Origin of the sequence: Bacillus sp. P14.5 (genome assembly GCF_003316765.1) — a bacterium.
Lineage (GTDB): Bacteria > Bacillota > Bacilli > Bacillales > Bacillaceae_B > Rossellomorea.
Genome location: NZ_NIJF01000070.1, coordinates 57,969 through 72,946, shown reverse-complemented (window position 1 = coordinate 72,946; position 14,978 = coordinate 57,969). Strand labels below are relative to the sequence as shown.

General features: G+C 42.6%; 15 protein-coding genes and 1 pseudogene. 14 read left to right on the top strand and 2 right to left on the bottom strand.

Annotation, left to right across the window (positions count from 1 at the left end):
- Nucleotides 1-195 precede the first annotated feature (195 nt).
- Entirely contained in the window at nt 196-1,158 is a 963-nt protein-coding gene (locus tag B9Z54_RS12265) for a YpdA family putative bacillithiol disulfide reductase (protein ID WP_113928672.1), read from the top strand.
- Nucleotides 1,159-1,204: 46 nt separating this feature from the next.
- On the opposite strand, the gene B9Z54_RS12260 is transcribed toward B9Z54_RS12265, so the two are convergent.
- Nucleotides 1,205-2,185 (bottom strand): asparaginase, encoded by a 981-nt coding sequence (locus tag B9Z54_RS12260; RefSeq protein WP_113928671.1) that lies wholly within the window; start codon nt 2,183-2,185, stop codon nt 1,205-1,207.
- 110 nt (nt 2,186-2,295) lie between these two features.
- Here B9Z54_RS12260 and prsW point away from each other — a divergent pair, with 110 nt between their 5' ends.
- The 9 genes from prsW (at nt 2,296) to B9Z54_RS12215 (ending at nt 10,616) form a co-directional block, all read left to right on the top strand.
- Nucleotides 2,296-2,985, top strand: a complete 690-nt coding sequence (gene prsW / locus B9Z54_RS12255) for a glutamic-type intramembrane protease PrsW (RefSeq protein WP_113928670.1) — start codon at nt 2,296-2,298, stop codon at nt 2,983-2,985.
- Nucleotides 2,986-3,180: 195 nt separating this feature from the next.
- On the top strand, nt 3,181-3,996 hold the full coding sequence (gene sleB / locus B9Z54_RS12250; RefSeq protein WP_240189906.1) for a spore cortex-lytic enzyme: 816 nt from the start codon (nt 3,181-3,183) through the stop codon (nt 3,994-3,996).
- A 14-nt stretch (nt 3,997-4,010) separates the two neighbouring features.
- On the top strand, nt 4,011-5,357 hold the full coding sequence (gene ypeB, locus B9Z54_RS12245; protein WP_113928668.1) for a germination protein YpeB: 1,347 nt from the start codon (nt 4,011-4,013) through the stop codon (nt 5,355-5,357).
- 1,132 nt (nt 5,358-6,489) lie between these two features.
- Nucleotides 6,490-7,137 carry a flagellar brake protein gene (locus B9Z54_RS12240; protein WP_113928667.1) on the top strand — a complete coding sequence of 216 codons (648 nt, stop codon included), beginning with the start codon at nt 6,490-6,492 and terminating at the stop codon, nt 7,135-7,137.
- A gap of 253 nt (nt 7,138-7,390) precedes the next feature.
- Nucleotides 7,391-7,588: a YpfB family protein gene (locus tag B9Z54_RS12235; RefSeq protein ID WP_240189904.1), complete on the top strand. Its 198-nt coding sequence runs from the start codon at nt 7,391-7,393 to the stop codon at nt 7,586-7,588.
- A 167-nt stretch (nt 7,589-7,755) separates the two neighbouring features.
- Complete coding sequence (gene cmk, locus B9Z54_RS12230) at nt 7,756-8,433, top strand: (d)CMP kinase (protein WP_113928665.1); 678 nt, start codon at nt 7,756-7,758, stop codon at nt 8,431-8,433.
- On the top strand, nt 8,433-9,014 hold the full coding sequence (locus B9Z54_RS12225; protein ID WP_113928664.1) for a lysophospholipid acyltransferase family protein: 582 nt from the start codon (nt 8,433-8,435) through the stop codon (nt 9,012-9,014). Before cmk ends, B9Z54_RS12225 begins: the two co-directional genes overlap by 1 nt.
- A 119-nt stretch (nt 9,015-9,133) precedes the next feature.
- Nucleotides 9,134-10,273 (top strand): 30S ribosomal protein S1, encoded by a 1,140-nt coding sequence (gene rpsA / locus B9Z54_RS12220; protein ID WP_113928663.1) that lies wholly within the window; start codon nt 9,134-9,136, stop codon nt 10,271-10,273.
- A 142-nt stretch (nt 10,274-10,415) separates the two neighbouring features.
- Entirely contained in the window at nt 10,416-10,616 is a 201-nt protein-coding gene (locus B9Z54_RS12215) for a hypothetical protein (RefSeq protein ID WP_113928662.1), read from the top strand.
- A 540-nt stretch (nt 10,617-11,156) separates the two neighbouring features.
- Here B9Z54_RS12215 and B9Z54_RS12210 read toward each other — a convergent pair.
- Nucleotides 11,157-11,288, bottom strand: coding sequence for a YpzI family protein (locus B9Z54_RS12210; RefSeq protein WP_113928661.1), 132 nt, complete (start codon nt 11,286-11,288; stop codon nt 11,157-11,159).
- A 102-nt stretch (nt 11,289-11,390) separates the two neighbouring features.
- Here B9Z54_RS12210 and B9Z54_RS12205 point away from each other — a divergent pair, with 102 nt between their 5' ends.
- From B9Z54_RS12205 to der, 4 genes and pseudogenes are all read left to right on the top strand, one after another.
- On the top strand, nt 11,391-12,011 hold the full coding sequence (locus B9Z54_RS12205; protein WP_113928660.1) for a YphA family membrane protein: 621 nt from the start codon (nt 11,391-11,393) through the stop codon (nt 12,009-12,011).
- Nucleotides 12,008-12,904 (top strand): YIEGIA family protein, encoded by an 897-nt coding sequence (locus B9Z54_RS12200; protein WP_113928659.1) that lies wholly within the window; start codon nt 12,008-12,010, stop codon nt 12,902-12,904. Before B9Z54_RS12205 ends, B9Z54_RS12200 begins: the two co-directional genes overlap by 4 nt.
- Nucleotides 12,901-13,089 (top strand): capping complex subunit for YIEGIA, encoded by a 189-nt coding sequence (locus B9Z54_RS12195; protein ID WP_113928658.1) that lies wholly within the window; start codon nt 12,901-12,903, stop codon nt 13,087-13,089. The genes B9Z54_RS12200 and B9Z54_RS12195 overlap by 4 nt, the downstream gene beginning before the upstream one ends.
- A 572-nt stretch (nt 13,090-13,661) precedes the next feature.
- Nucleotides 13,662-14,968, top strand: a pseudogene (der, locus tag B9Z54_RS12190) (ribosome biogenesis GTPase Der).
- Nucleotides 14,969-14,978 lie beyond the last annotated feature (10 nt).

The following is a 14,978-nucleotide window of genomic DNA, read 5'->3' as shown; positions in this document are numbered from 1 at the left end:
AGGTCCGTACCCCCTGGAACGGACTTAGCCCCTCGGGGTCAAATAACCCTCAGAGAATAAAAGGGAAGACCGCCTTTTTTTCTCTGAGGAACATTTGCCTGTCGGGGCTGCCCAGGGCGCTTACGCTGTGGTTTTAATCGTGTAAATAAGACATGATATAGATAAATGAAAAGCATCCCAAGAGGAGTGAAGGCAATGAGACAAGAAGAGTGCATTATAGTCGGAGGAGGACCTTGCGGATTATCGGCGGCCATTGAACTGAAAAAGATTGGAATCGAACCGTTAATTATTGAAAAAGGCAATGTCGTCAATGCCATTTACAATTATCCTACCCATCAGACATTTTTCAGTTCAAGTGAGAAATTGTCAATCGGAAATATACCTTTTATAATTGAACAGCATAAACCAAAACGTAATCAGGCATTGGTCTATTATCGCGAAGTAGCAAAGATGCATGATTTAAGGATAAACAGGTTTGAAGAAGTGAAGAGTGTTGCCAAACTGGATGCAGACCGGTTTTCTGTTAAGACGTCTAAAGAAGAGTATGAAACAGGGAAGGTCATCATTGCGACTGGGTATTATGATCATCCTAATACTTTGAATGTACCGGGAGGAGACCTTGAAAAGGTTCACCATTATTTCAAAGAAGCCCATCCTTATTTCGATACTGATGTGACAGTCATTGGAGGAAAAAATTCAGCAGTTGATGCTGCCATTGAATTGGAAAAAGCAGGTGCGCGCGTAACAGTCCTTTATAGGGGAAGTGATTATTCCAGCAGTATTAAGCCTTGGATTCTGCCGGAATTCGAAGCTTTGGTTAAAAGCGGTAAAGTCATGATGGAGTTTGAAGCCAAAGTTTTATCGGTCACCTCTGATAAAGTGGTTTATACGGTTCCAGGTGAAGAAAAGGAAATAAAAAATGATTTTGTTTTCGCGATGATCGGATATCATCCTGACCATTCGTTTCTTTCAAAAATGGGCGTTAACATCGATCCAGGAACGGGCAGGCCGGAATTTGATCCTGAGACCATGGAAACGAACGTAAGAGGGATTTTCATTGCCGGTGTCATTGCTGCGGGAAACAATGCGAATGAAATTTTCATTGAAAACGGACGGTTTCATGGCGGGCTGATAGCAGAGGCGATAAAGAATGTTTGATAAAAGGCCGAAAAACGGATTGCCGTTTTCGGCCTTTTGAATGCTTTCAGTTTTTAAATATCTCCTCAAGTTCCTTTAAGTCTGGTTCATTGGCAGCTGAAAGGGCTACAAGAAGCTTCATTCGGGCTTTTTGGCCATTTAAGCCATTCGAAAAGATAACACCCATTTCTTTCAGTTGTTTTCCTCCCCCCGCATATCCATAAATATCCTGAGCGATTCCGTTAAAGCATCTAGACACAAGTACAACAGGGATAGTTGAATTGAGAAGAGATTCCACACCCTCTACAGCACCTGGAGGAAGATTTCCCTGACCCAGTGCCTCAATGATGACACCATCGAAATGCAATTCCTTTAATGCGAAAAGCAGGGCTGAATCCATGCCTGCATGTGCTTTAATCAGCGCGATGTTTTTTGAAACAGATTTCACTGAATACTTCTCGAGAGAGGTAGGCTTATGGTGAAAAATCACTCCGCGTTTGGTAACAATTCCTATAGGGCCATATTGCGGGCTCTGGAAGGTGGAAACATTGCTTGTATGAGTTTTAGTAACATTTTTGGCAGAATGGATTTCATCATTCAGAACCACAAGGACCCCTTTATCAGCAGAATCTTCATTGGATGCGACCTTTATGGATGAAAGAAGGTTATAGAGTCCATCGGCTCCGATTTCATTGCTTGAACGCATGGCGCCGGTTACGACAATGGAAATAGGTAAATCGACCGTTAAATCAAGAAAATAAGCTGTCTCCTCAAGCGTATCTGTTCCATGGGTGATGACAACTCCCTGAATTTTTTCTTTCGTGTATTCTTCTTCAATAATTTTTTTCAATTGAAGCATATGATCGGGTGTTATGTGAGGGGAAGGCAGGTGAAAAGCCTCTTTAACTGTTATGTCTGCAAGCTGGCCAAGGGATGAAGAATGAGCTGACAAAGGGTTTTCTTCACTTGGCTGAACAGAACCTGTTACTTCATCTTCCATCATGGATATAGTCCCGCCGGTATGTATGACTAATATTTGCTTTTTCATAGATAAGCTTCAACTCCTTCGAATATACTAACGTAATTGCAATCGGATATTTTCTTTCTTCCCTCTACATGATACGATTAAGAAAACAGAAAGAAAAGAGGACAAATTATATGCTGGTGATTTTATCAGCTGGTTTTGCACCGGGGCTGGCACTGCTCAGCTATTTCTATCTGCGTGATGAATTTGAGTCAGAACCCGTCTCCTTCATCATTAAGACCTTTATGTATGGTGCGATCCTGACTTTTCCCCTCATGTTCCTTCAATATGTATTGCAGGCTGAGGCCGTCATAACTTCACCATGGATTCATGCCTATTTTTCCGCAGGACTTTTGGAAGAATTCTTTAAGTGGTTCATCTTGTTTTTTGCAGTATTTCAGCATGTGGAGTTTAATGATCCATACGATGGAATCATTTATGGAGCAAGTGTCTCTCTCGGCTTCGCTACAGTTGAAAACATCTTATATTTGATTGCCCATGGAGTTGAATTTGCCATTGGCAGGGCGCTGCTTCCTGTGTCTGCCCATGCGTTGTTTGGAGTAGTCATGGGCTATTATCTCGGCAAAGCCAAGTTTGCAGGCGAAAAGATGAAATTGAAAAGCATCTTCATTGCATTCTTTCTTCCATTCCTTTTACATGGAACATATGATTTCATCCTTAGTTCGGGAAGGAATTGGATTTTCTATATGATTCCGTTCATGTTGTTTCTATGGTGGACCGGTATCAGGAAAATCAAGAGTGCGCACCGCATGACCACCTCGCATTATGACCAGGAAAATATCAATAAGAAGATTTCAATATAGGCCTCTCATTCAGAATCAACTGAATTGGGGGCCTTTTTGATGCCGCCTTTTTTCCTGATCCTTCCTAATCGTAAATTGAAATCCTCAGTATGTATAAAATGGGTTTTACTACAGAAACTAGATTCAATGTTAATACAAGATTTGGAGGGTAGTATGATGAAAAAACACATCAAGTTGTTAACGGTCTTTCTGTTTATGGTGCTTATATTAACAACTTTATCATTCAGGGATGAAATTGACCACGCAGGGGCATTTTCCAATCAGGTGATCCAAAAAGGAGCAACCGGCGAGGATGTAATCGAACTTCAATCCCGCTTGCAATACATTGGTTACTACAATGGGAATATCGATGGAGTGTTTGGCTGGGGTACATACTGGGCTCTAAGAAATTTTCAGTATGAATTCGGTTTGCCTATTGATGGTCTTGCCGGGCAGGAAACAAAAGATAAACTTGTAAAAGCATCTAAATATAATAAAGAGTTTGTCAAAAAACAAATTAACCAAGGTAAGGATTTCAGCCATTACGGTGGAACCGATTTATCGAAACAATCGGAGGGCGGCAATGCTGGTGGCGGTTCACCCGCAAAACAAGATAACCCTCCCCAGGAAGCAGAACAGCCTAAGCAGCCGACTGCTGTCAATATGCCGAACGGGTTCTCGCAAAATGATATCCAGCTCATGGCCAATGCGGTTTATGGTGAGGCCAGGGGTGAACCTTATGAAGGACAGGTTGCGGTTGCTGCGGTCATTCTGAATAGAATCGACAGCCCTTCTTTTCCTAACACGGTATCAGGTGTAATTTTTGAACCGGGGGCCTTTACTGCAGTAGCAGATGGACAAATCTGGCTGACACCCAATGAGAAAGCTAAAGAGGCAGTCATGGATGCCATTCAGGGATGGGATCCTTCGGAAAACGCACAGTATTACTTTAACCCTGTAACAGCAACAAGCAAATGGATTTGGACAAGACCTCAAATCAAAAAAATCGGTAAACACATATTCTGTAACTAGAGAGGTGAATAGAATTGATACGAGGTATATTGATTGCAGTTCTGACGATAGGAGTAGCAGGAACAGCTTATTGGGGATATCAGGAACATCAAGAGAAAAACGCCATCCTCATCAACGCGGAGAATAATTATCAGCGAGCATTCCACGAGTTGACCTACCAAATGGATCTTTTGCATGATAAAATCGGGGCAACTCTTGCGATGAATTCAAGAAATTCACTCTCGCCGGAACTTGCAGATGTATGGAGGCTGACTTCCCAGGCACATAGTGATGTCGGCCAACTCCCTCTTACCCTGCTTCCTTTCAACAAAACAGAAGAATTCTTGGCCAATATTGGTGATTTCAGTTACAGGGCAGCAGTCAGAGATCTGGAAAAAGAGCCTTTGTCTGATGAAGAATACAATAGCCTGCAAAAGCTTTATGAACAAAGCGCTGATATCCAAAATGAACTGAGAAACGTTCAGCATCTCGTCATCAAGAACAACCTTCGCTGGATGGATGTCGAGATGGCACTTGCTGCGGGGGAAGAACAAGCGGATAATACAATCATCGATGGCTTCAAGACGGTCGAAAAGACAGTGGATGGGTATGACGAAGCCAACTTTGGCGGTCCTACCTTCGTCAACACTCAAAAGAGAAATGATGATTACAAGAACCTTAAGGGTGAAACGATCTCTAAAGAAAAAGCGGTCGACATCATGAAGAAATATACAAAAATCAAAAATGTAAAAGAAGTAAAAGTAACCGAAAATGGTAAAGGATCAAACTTTGGCTTTTACAGCGTTTCTTTGGAAAATACCGACAGCGAAGCAAGTATGGATGTGACCAAAAAGGGCGGTTATCCGATTTACTTCATTCATAACCGGGAAGTAAAAGAAAACAATATCGGTTTGAATGAGGGGGCAAATAAAGCAGTAACGTTCCTTAAAGAAAATGAATTTAAGGATATGGAATTGTTTGAAAGTGCCCAATATGACAATGTCGGAACGTTTACCTTTGTCACCATTATTGACGGGGTCCGCGTATATCCTGATGCATTGAAACTGAAGGTGGCACTAGATAATGGACAGGTAATCGGCTTTGCAGCGGAGGAATTCCTGAAAAACCATCAGGATAGGGAAATCCCAGAACCGAAGATCAGCAAGAGCGACGCGGAGGGTAAGATTAATCCTAAGGTGAAGATAATGGAAGACAGGCTGGCTGTCATTGTAAATGATCTGAACGAAGAAGTGTTGTGCTACGAATTCATGGGAATGCTCGGTAACGATACTTACAGGATCTACATCAATGCAGACAGCGGCATAGAGGAAAAAGTCGAAAAGCTGAAGAATGCAGAACCAATATTTGAAGAAACGGTATAAGGAAAACCAGGCAGCAGGTTGGACCAGCTGCCTGGTTTTTGTTCATTTTTACCGTGTATTTTGAATAGGGGCGGTGTTTCTGGTGACGGAGGTTAAGCCTGGATTACTCGTGGTTTGCAGGTGGTACATGAGTTGATTGGTTTAAGGTAAGTTATGTAGCCATAGATGGGAGGTGGGTACATAAGTGGGTGAGTTTTAGGTGAGATATGTCTCCACGGCGGGGAGGTGGATACATAAGAGGGTGAGTTTCCAGTGAGATATGTATCCACGGGGGGTAGGTGGATACATGAGAGGGTGAGTTTTAGGTAAGATATGTCTCCAGGGCGGGGAGGTGGATACATAAGTGGGTGAGTGTCCGGTGAGATATGTATCCAAAGCGGGGAGGTGGGTACATGAGTAGGTGAGTTTCCGGCGAGATATGTATCCAAAGCGGGGAGGTGGGTACATAAGTGGGTGAGTTTCCGGTGAGATATGTATCCAAAGCGGGGAAGGTGGATACATAAGTTGGTAAGTTTCAGGTGAGATATGTATTCACAGCGGGAAGGTGGATACATAAGAGGGTGAGTGTCCGGTGAGATATGTATTCACAGCGGGAAGGTGGATACATGAGTGGGTGAGTGTCCGGTGAGATATGTATCCAAGGCGGGAAGGTGGATACATGAGTAGGTGAGTTTCCGGCGAGATATGTATCCAAAGCGGGGAGGTGGATACATAAGAGGGTGAGTTTTAGGAGAGATATGTCTCCACGACGGAAGGTGGGTACATGAGTAGGTGAGTTTCCGGTGAGATATGTATCCACGGCAGGAAGGTGGATACATGAGTAGGTGAGTTTCCGGTGAGATATGTATCCAAAGCGGGGAGGTGGATACATAAGAGGGTGAGTTTCCGGTGAGATATGTATCCAAGGCGGGAAGGTGGATACATGAGAGGGTGAGTTTCATGTGAGATATGAGATGATAATTTGATTGCCAACAGCAACGGCTTCCATAGCTTGCAAATCAAATAGGTATAAACTCATAAAAACTATGGCAGAAACAAAAAATCATGCCATAATATACCTGTAGTACATATTGGTTGAATTTTGAAAACTCTCATCAGCTTGAAATGATGCAAACGTATAGGAAGTGTAGTTATGTTGAAAATTGGAACCACTTTGACATTAGAGCCGGTCCAGGCGGATAAGGCAGAAAAATTCAGATGCAAAGCCGTGGAGTTTAAAGACTCTAAGCTGTATATCGATTACCCTGTCCATACCGAGACAGAAAGGACCGTATTTTTGATTGACGGAACCCAGTTGAAGGTAAGCTTTGTATGTAATGAAACCACTGTCTTTTCTTTCGAAACCGAAGTTACCGGAAGAAAGAAAAGCAACATTCCGATGATCTGCCTGCACTATCCAGGAGATGGAGAACTTGTAAAGGTGCAGCGCAGGCAGTTTGTAAGGGTCGAAACCTCAGTGGATGCGGCGGTCATCACCCCTTCAGCCTCCTATACGACCATTACAACGGATCTTAGTGCTGGAGGATGTGCGGTCAAGGTCCTGAAGAACCATCATTATGAAACAGGAATGAAAGTAGAAATTATACTGGTTTTGCTCATGCAGACAGGGGAATATCATTATTTCAATGTCCCAGGAAAAGTCGTCAGGGTATGGGATACCGGTTTTGGCAGGGTTGCGTCCCTGGAGTTCGATGAACTTAAGGATCTGCAGCAGCAGAACATCCTCCGTTTTTGCTTTGAAAGGCAGCTTTCTTTGAGAAATAAAGGCCTGATTGAATAGAGCTTATGATTTTATTCCGGGGTTTTGTCGTTGGAAAATTAACGATGGGCTGCTCTCCCCGTTTTAGTGTCAGGAAAATCTGGCAGATTTCTCCAGAAGAGTCAATATAGATGAATACAGCCTGCTCTAAAAAGCGCTTAGCAAGAGAGTCAAAGGCTGAAGAATTAAAAGAAAGAAGAGAATGTAAGCAAGAGAATCAAAGGAAAGAATAAAAAAGGCAGGACAACCCATACTTTTAGTAAATCCTAAAAGAATGGAAGATATAGAAATGAGAGCAATCGAACGAATAATTATTAAACTGGCTATTTTTCATTTTATCCTGCTGCTGGTTATACAAGTTGCTTTTCATGCGTTTCACTTTCTGCCTGAGATGAATAAGTTGGCATTTTATGAAGGAGTCAACAAGCAGGATTATACTGAGATAATTGAGGTATTGAACAATGAACCATAGATTCACCAGGGGGAGATTGAGTGATCTCTCTTTTTTTGTATCCAAATAGAGGGAGCAGAACAGGATGAACAGGTTTCGGGAGATTGGAACATTCTATGTGTCTAATCCTTTTTTATGGTAAAATATACGAGGATTTAAGCAATAGATTATAAAGTGGGTGTATTGGAATGGAAAAGAAATTAAGGATTGCAATCGACGGGCCGGCAGCAGCCGGAAAAAGCACGGTTGCCAAAATCGTAGCTGAAAAGCTTTCATACATTTATATTGATACAGGAGCAATGTACAGGGCAATTACCTATAAAGCCATACAAAACGAGGTTGACTTGAACGACGAGGGCAACCTGCATGAACTGCTGATTCAAACTACCATCGATCTTGAGCCTGGTGAAGAAGGCCAGCTTGTTTTCGTGGATGGTAATGAGGTTACGCAGGAAATCAGGCAGAATAATGTTACAAACTCAGTTTCCATAGCTGCTAAACATCGCCTGGTCCGTGAAGAAATGGTCAAAAGGCAGCAGGAACTCGCAAATGAAGGCGGTGTGGTAATGGATGGCCGAGATATAGGTACGCACGTCATTCCGGATGCGGAAGTGAAAATTTTCCTGCTGGCCAGCGTTGAGGAAAGGGCACAAAGAAGACACAGCGAGAATACCAGAAAAAATATTCCTTCTGATCTTGGCAAGTTGAAATCAGAAATCGCGCAAAGAGATAAACTCGATTCCGAAAGAGAAGTTGCACCACTTAAAAAAGCAAGCGATGCAGTTGAAATCGATACTACTTCGCTGGGGATAGAAGAAGTAGCCTCCACGATCCTGAATTTGGTATCTGAAAGGACTGGCGCCTGATGAAGTTTTATTACTTTGCAAAAGGAGTTGTGAAAAGCATCCTTGGGCCACTCTATAGAATAGAAGTGCAGGGGACAGAACACTTCCCGAAAGACGGGGGAGTCCTTCTTTGCAGCAATCACATCAATAATCTGGATCCTCCTGTAGTGGGCATCAGCTGTCCAAGACCGGTCGCTTTTATGGCAAAAGAAGAATTATTCAAGGCGCCTATCCTGAAGCAAATACTGCCGCACGTCCATGCCTTCCCTGTTAAGCGGGGAATGAGTGACAGAGAGGCGCTCAGGACAGGAATGAAAATTTTAAAGGAAAATAATGTTTTAGGTCTTTTTCCTGAGGGTACTAGAAGTAAAACCGGAAAGTTAGGTAAAGGGCTTGCTGGTGCAGGATTCTTTGCTTTGCGGACAGACGCTGCTGTAGTGCCATGTGCCATCATTGGCTCCTACAAGCCTTTCCGAAAACTGAAAGTTGTCTTCGGACCGCCTGTCGATATTGAAGTACTGCGTGCCGAGAAGGCCAACGCTGAAAAAGTAACTGAAGTCATAATGGCGGATATCCAAAAACTTTTGGATAAGCATCAATGAGCTTTTCTGCTTGACAAATGAGCCTATTTATTAGAAGTTAATAGAAAGAATATTTTTAAAGAAATGTGAATTCATTCACTTTAAAAAGATTAGCAGTCATGGATTAAGGAGGAGTACATATGGTAGAAGACATGAACCAAGTGGAAGTAAATAACCTTGAAGTTGGTGACAAGGTTAAAGGAACAGTCACGAAAGTTGAAGAAAAGCAGGTCCTGGTTGACGTAGAAAGCAGTAAAGTGGACGGCATCATTCCAATCAGTGAATTATCCAGCCTCCATATTGAAAAAGCTTCTGATGCTTGCCAGGAAGGCGATGTACTTGATTTAATCGTAACTAAAGTGGAAGAGGAACTCCTGGTTCTTTCCAAGCGCAAAGTTGACGCTGAAAAAGCATGGGACGAAATGCAGAACCGTTTTGAAAGCGGGGAAGTATTCGAAGCGGAAGTTAAGGATGTCGTAAAAGGCGGCCTTGTCGTTGACCTTGGTGTCCGCGGATTTGTTCCGGCTTCACTTGTGGAAGATCACTATGTAGAAGATTTCAGTGACTATAAAGGAAAATCACTTACTTTTAAAATTGTAGAACTTGAAAAAGATAAAAACCGCTTAATCCTTTCTCATCGCGCTGTCGTTGAAGAGCAAAAGGAAGAGCAGAAGAAAGAAGTCCTGGATAAAATCCAAACTGGCGAAGTGCTCGAAGGAACGGTTCAGCGCCTGACTGATTTCGGAGCGTTCGTGGATATCGGCGGTGTTGACGGTCTTGTCCATATTTCCCAGCTCTCACATGAGCATGTGGAAAAGCCATCTGATGTAGTAACAGAAGGCCAGCAAGTCAATGTCAAAGTGCTTTCCGTAGACAGAGATAACGAAAGAATTTCTTTATCTATTAAAGAAACACTGCCTGGACCATGGAATGACATTGCAAGTAAAGCGCCAAGAGGCGAAGTTCTTGAAGGCGAAGTGAAACGCCTTGTATCCTATGGTGCGTTCGTCGAAGTATTCCCTGGAGTCGAAGGCCTGGTTCACATTTCTCAAATTTCACATAAGCATATCGGTACACCTCATGAAGTACTGGAAGAGGGCCAGACTGTTAAGGTGAAAGTACTTGATGTCAACGAAAATGATCAGCGTTTATCATTGAGCATCAAGGAATTAGAAGAGAAGCCTGTTGATGAATATGATAATTATGAAATGCCTGAAGAAAACACTGGCTTCCAGCTTGGTGATATGATCGGGGATAAATTAAAGAATTTCAAAAAGTAATCTATAAAAGCCGGCCAACTATGGTCGGCTTTTTTGTGGTTTTCTAGAGGGAACAAAAGTGTGAAGGATAGGGACTCATGGGGCTTTTAGAGATTCTGCAGAGGAAAAGGATGAAGAATATTATATGAGCTCATAGAGACCTATGGAAACGAAAAAAGTGCTAAAGAAGGACTCAAGGAAACTTTTAGAGACCCAAGGAAACCAAAAAAGTGCCAACGAAGGTTTCAAGAAAGCCCCAAGAGATCTAAGAAATCAAAAAAGTAAGAAGAGAAGGTCTCAAGGAAGCTCTAAGAGACCCAAAGAAACGAAAAACGTGCTAAAGAAGGTCTCAAGGAAGCCTTAAGAGACCCAAGAAATCAAAAAAGTAAGAAAAGAAGGTCTCAAGGGAGCCTTAAGAGACCCAAGAAATCAAAAAAGGAAGAAGAGAGGGTCTCAAGGAAGCCGTAAGAGACCCGAGAAATCAAAAAAGGAAGAAGAGAGGGTCTCAAGAAAGCTTTAAGAGACCCAAGGAATCAAAAAAGTAAGAAGAGAAGGTCTCAAGAAAGCTTTAAGAGACCCAAGGAAACGATAAAGTCCGAAGAATAGGTCTCAAGGAAGCCCTAAGAGACCCAAGGAAACGAAAAAGTCCGGAGAATGGGTCTCAAGGAATCCCCACGAGACCCAAAGAATCGGGCAGCGGTCGATCTCCTTGACTCAAGAGCTCTCTCTGAGCAGCCGACTCCCCCAAAAGAACCTCACAACTTTTGTAACCCTTTTAAAAACAGGATGAAAACGCCTAGAGAGAACCTCTAGACGTGTTTGTGTTTATCAATCAGGTATACATTTCGCAAATAACATTGTTGTACCCAGACCGAAAACGGTGTACGGACATGAAGTTCACCAATTATCTTTGTCTTCGTCTGGATTCCTCTGGTCCTTCCAATCTTGTTGCTCCGGCTTTTTCCAAAGTCTGGTCCCTATCAGATTCAACTCGGCCGCTTTTTCTCAGCTTTTTCTCTTGGCGATCTTTTCCCATATTAGCCACACCTCCTCCCTTTAATTTTTCTCAGAAGATTTTAAGTATGCATGAATGGATTACATAAAGATTTTCCATAATGGAATAATAGGAGGTAGGTACATGAATGGGTTGATTTTTTTATGGCTGATGTGGGCGGGGTGGATCGCCAGTACATTTTTAATGAATAAAAAAAGCGGCTGGCGTTTGAAGAGTTCTGCCGGCTCTCTGATTTTGATTATCAGTTTTCCTTATGGGATAGGAATAGACGGGATGCACGCAGGGCTGACAACCGTTCTTATTTTCCTGTTTTCTATGCTGTTTGCCAGGAATTATAATCTTCACGAAAAACTTTATCTAATTCTAAGCAGCTTTATTATCGGAGCATCATACTCCAGCTTTAAACTCTTATCGTTTTATGATCCTGTCATTATGTTTTTGAATGAAAAAATAATGGTTACTGCCATACTCCTGGTAATTTCTTATTTGCTGTACAGTGATTCTGAACAGGTGAAAAAGAGACTGCTCGCTTTGGTTATTGGCTTGATTACTGGAGAGATCCTGACAGGTACTGTGTTTGCGCAGCAAAACTTTCCTTATGGAGCGGGGGGACACTTTTTTCTTGACGTGATTTCTATAATAGCGGTCAGCGGAGGAGCCCTGCACTTATTACAGTTATTATCCAACACTCAATCCAGCTTCATAAAATCTGCACTTAAAAAAGGAGAAGTCAAGAATTTATGAATGAATACGTTTATCCGGTGGTATTTGGTGTGTTCATTGGGACGTTGACTCGTGTCTACATGCTTAGGACGGATTATCGTCAATACCCTACCTATCTGCATGGAAAAATCATACATATCGCACTTGGATTCATTGCAGCAGGGCTCGGCACAATTGCAGTTCCAGCCTTATTGGAAGAAAACTTCACAGCCATCACTTTTTTGACAGTGGCAGCGTCCCAATTCAGGGATGTGCGTAATATGGAAAGAAATACATTGACAGAGCTGGATGCGTTTGAATTGGTTCCAAGGGGAGCGACTTATATAGAGGGAATCGCTATTGCTTTTGAAAGCCGGAATTACCTGGTGATTTTTTCTTCATTGTTGACCACCTTAGCTTATCTTATCGTGAATTTCTGGGCTGCTGTAGTTGTGGGAATCATCAGTATTATAGCGGCCCACAGGCTGATGGCTGGAGGAAAACTGAAGGACATTGTTGATATTGAGTTTGTGCAGCCTCACTTTGAAGGACCAGGCCTGTATGTTGATAATATTTATATCATGAATATAGGGCTGCCTGCGAGGCAGGAAGAAATAATTAGATACGGGATGGGATTCTTACTGACACCCAAATCCTTCGACTCCAGATCAACGATTGCCAACCTGGGTCAGCGGCAGGCAATTTTACATGATATGTCTACAACATTGGGGATTTATAAAGATTCCGGAACCCCTGCCCTGACTCCATTAGCCAAAAGAGATCTGGATGATGGGCGGGTAGGTGTGTTTGTCCTTCCGCAAGAAAAGGATCGTGAAAAGGCGATCGCGGTCCTGAGCCAGGTACCTACCCTTGAGAACGCAATCAGGATGCCTACTGAATCTAAAGCAAATAAAAAGGGGAGGAAGCTTAAATGAGTTCAGTGGACAAATTCATACTCGCGGCTGTTACCACCTACCCCGAAAAGTGTCCAAGCGGTACAGCTGTATTTCATTGCCGGACACAAGAAGAGTTACTAAAGATTTCTGCCAATCTGGAGGCAATCCTGGACGGAATAGCCCATGAATTGGATGAAGGTTTATTCATCATCGTACGGCACTGAGTATTGGTTGAATCTGTTTTAAGTCGTAAACTTTGTTGCTATTTAATATGGATATTTTAAGGGACGCGATAAAACACAGAAAAAATCCCGGTAAGCAAGAAAGAAAAGAGCTGCTTCTCTGTATAGAGAGAAAACCCTTAGTATCCTGAGGCAAATCAGGACCTTGAGATTTAAAGTCAGAGCAAACAGCCTGAGTTGATAACTGAAATAAAAACGAAGATATATGAAGAATAATTGCTAGAATTTGCTTTTACTGATAAAATAACGAAGTTAAGGGGGCTGGCCTGTAAGGAGATAAACCTTAAAAGGTCAGTCTTTAATTTATCCTCCTGGACGGGGGATTGAGCAGCATTAGCCGAAGTCAATATAGACAAGCATTATGAATCGTTGGAGATATGATGATTAATTAAATCAGGCTCTTTTCCTGAATTATATAAGAAATCACTGGAACATTAATATAACCTTTTGAAAAAAGCCTGCAATTAACATTAGGAAGTACTGCTTCTAAAAAAACGAAACAGATGAATGAAAACGGCCTTTAATGTACCTAATTAACAGAAAGGGTGAACAATATGGCAAAACCTGTTGTTGCAATTGTTGGACGTCCCAACGTAGGGAAGTCAACCATCTTCAACCGAATCGTGGGAGAACGGATTTCTATTGTTGAAGATGTTCCAGGAGTGACAAGAGACCGGATTTACAGCTCTGCTGACTGGCTCACACATGATTTTAATCTTATTGATACTGGAGGGATAGAGATCGGCGATGAGCCGTTTCTTGAGCAGATCCGCCAGCAGGCGGAAATCGCCATTGATGAAGCGGACGTTATCATTTTCCTTACCAATGGCCGCGAAGGAGTGACTGCTGCGGATGAAATCGTCGCTAAAATCCTCTACCGTTCCAAGAAGCCGGTCGTACTGGCGGTAAATAAAATCGATAATCCTGAGATGAGAGAAATGATTTATGATTTCTACTCTTTAGGATTCGGAGAACCTTTCCCGATTTCGGGTTCACACGGTATCGGGCTTGGGGACTTGCTTGATGAAGTGGCCAGGAATTTCAAGCATTCAGGAGACAATTACGCAGAAGATGTAATCAAGTTCTCCTTAATCGGCCGTCCGAATGTAGGGAAGTCTTCTCTTGTCAATGCCATGCTTGGAGAGGATCGCGTCATTGTCAGCGATGTGGCGGGCACTACCCGCGATGCTATTGACTCCAGATTGAAAGTCGATGGACAGGACTATGTGATCATCGACACTGCGGGGATGAGGAAAAAGGTAAAGTATATGAATCCACTGAGAAATACAGTGTCCTACGTGCTTTAAGAGCGATTGAACGGTCCGATGTGGTTCTTGTCGTCATAGATGGAGAAGAAGGAATCATCGAGCAGGATAAGAAGATTGCAGGCTATGCCCATGAAGCGGGACGTGCAGTCATCATTGTGGTCAACAAGTGGGATGCAGTAGAAAAAGATGAAAAGACGATGAAAGCTTTTGAGCAGAACATTAGGGAGCACTTCCTTTTCCTTGATTACGCACCTATCCTCTTCTTGTCTGCTAAAACTAAGAAAAGAATCCACACACTGATACCTGTTATCAATCAGGCTAGTGAAAACCATGCGTTGAGGGTGCAATCCAGTATTCTGAACGAGGTGATTGCCGATGCGGTGGCAATGAATCCTACACCTACCGATAAAGGAAAACGACTGAAAGTATTTTATGCTACTCAAGTGGCTGTGAAACCGCCTACCTTTGTCGTTTTTGTAAATGAGCCTGAATTAATGCACTTTTCTTATTCACGATTCCTCGAAAACAGGATAAGAGAAGCCTTTGTCTTTGAAGGAACACCGATCAGGATTATTGCTCGTGCACGAAAATAGGTCAGGAGGT